This is a genomic window from Peribacillus sp. P4_D6, from assembly GCF_056401795.1.
Window position 1 is genome coordinate 1 of record NZ_JBFUIQ010000301.1, and the last position, 1,848, is coordinate 1,848.

General features: G+C 40.2%; 1 protein-coding gene and 1 pseudogene. Both read right to left on the reverse strand.

The window, feature by feature from the left end; all coding sequences use genetic code 11:
• Positions 1-935 (reverse strand): 2Fe-2S iron-sulfur cluster-binding protein (locus AC1DVB_RS26960; protein WP_477591898.1); only part of this gene is annotated, 935 nt, incomplete at its 3' end.
• A gap of 177 nt (positions 936-1,112) precedes the next feature.
• Positions 1,113-1,848: pseudogene (locus AC1DVB_RS26965) on the reverse strand (type I pullulanase); the annotation flags it as partial.

A 1,848-nucleotide genomic window follows, 5' to 3' on the forward strand; every position in this document is an offset into this window, starting at 1 on the left:
CTATTCACGAAATCCCATCCGAATTTCCCTTTAACGCAAGTCGAAATTCCATTTGCAGGTGCCTCCACTTGCGGTTCGATCTTAAGGATTTTACGGTCTTTGGTCCAAACGTCAAAGCTGCATCCTACACCACAATATGTACAAACCGTTTTTGTCTTCTTGATCCTTGCATCCCTCATGGCGGATTCCATATCTGAAATCGCTAAAATCGAGCCATAACCCGTTTCAACATTTTTCGTAATTTCTATCATAGGTCGAAGAGTTTGTTTAGCGATGCCAGTTAAAAATCCGGCTTCACCCTCCATCCCTTTTTCCATCATTGCATTACACGGGCAAACTGTGGAACAGTGCCCACATGACACACATGAAGATTCATTGATCGGAACATTATCATCCCAAATGACACGCGGACGTTTTGCTTCCCAATCAATAGTCAATGTTTCTGTGACCTGTACATCTTGACAAGCTTCAACACAACGGCCGCAAAGGATGCATTGATCTGGGTCATATCGATAGAATGGATTTGTCCGATCCACTTCATAGGGTTTTTGATCAAAAGGAACACTTTGATGATTTACCTTCATTTCCTTAACGGTATTGTGTATTTCACAAGTGCCATTATTATAATCGCAAACCGTACAATAAAGTTCATGGTTATATAATATCTTGTCCATCGCCATGACCTGTGCTTCTTTTACCTCTGGTCCAACTGTATCGATTACATCTCCATCTTTGATCTTGGTGGAACAAGATCTAACTAGTTCCCCATTAACGCTCACTAAACATGTATCACATGTTTCGATAGGACCTAGGCTAGGGTGGTAACAAACATTCGGGACTTCAATGGAGCTATCCGTCAGCATTTGTAATATTGTTTGATTACCTTCCAGACTGGTCTCAGCACCATTGATTTTTATATGCACTTTCTCTGGCAAAATAATCGCTCCCCTCTTAAAAAACGATAAAATTCATTATTTGGTATTTTCTACCCTCGCACAAATTTTCTCAAACTTGTGAAAGTGAATAATGGAAGTCTTCATTTGACCAATTTCATATTAGAAAATGAACCAAAGCCGAAGTGAGACATGTATTCACTCACTTCGACTTTAGTATCATTGATTAGTGTTTGCTTTCAATACAAGCGAACTTAAAGGGGCAACGGTTATCTGACTCCCTTTAATCCTATCAATTTCTTCCAGGCCCGAACGCTGACCATCCACTAAAACGGACCAATTACCTTCGTGCGGAAGAGTAATGGTTATCGCGTCCCAATTTGCATTATGAATCACTGCCATTTTATAATCTTGATGTTGTAAGGTGAATGCAACCGCATTTGGCGGAGCATCAATGAATTGCAATTGCTCCTCAATTTCTTCGGGTGTGCTTAACCTAAAAACAGAATGATTTTTCCTGAGAGAAATCAGCCCTTTCATATACTCCACTTCCCGATCTAACTCCGCTCTCCTTTTCCAATCCAACCTGTTAATCCAATCAGAAGATTGATAGCTGTTTTCATCTCCATCCTTCGTGCGCATAAACTCTTGTCCAGCATGTATCATGGGAATTCCCTGTGACAGTAAGACAATTGCCGAAGCTAATTTATGCATCTGTTTCCGTTTTTCTTCCGTAGCATCTGGATTAGTGATGAGCAGCTTATCCCATAACGTATAATTATCATGTGCTTCAACATAATTGATCACCTGATCTGGTCTTTGATATGTGGCGATATCTTCATCATATTTCAAACCACCAGCGATGCCCTTTTTTATAATATCTTCCATTCCTGGTTTGCCATTGACGAATCCCTTATCATGTTCATTCATGACAAACCCTTTTAAACCATCACGG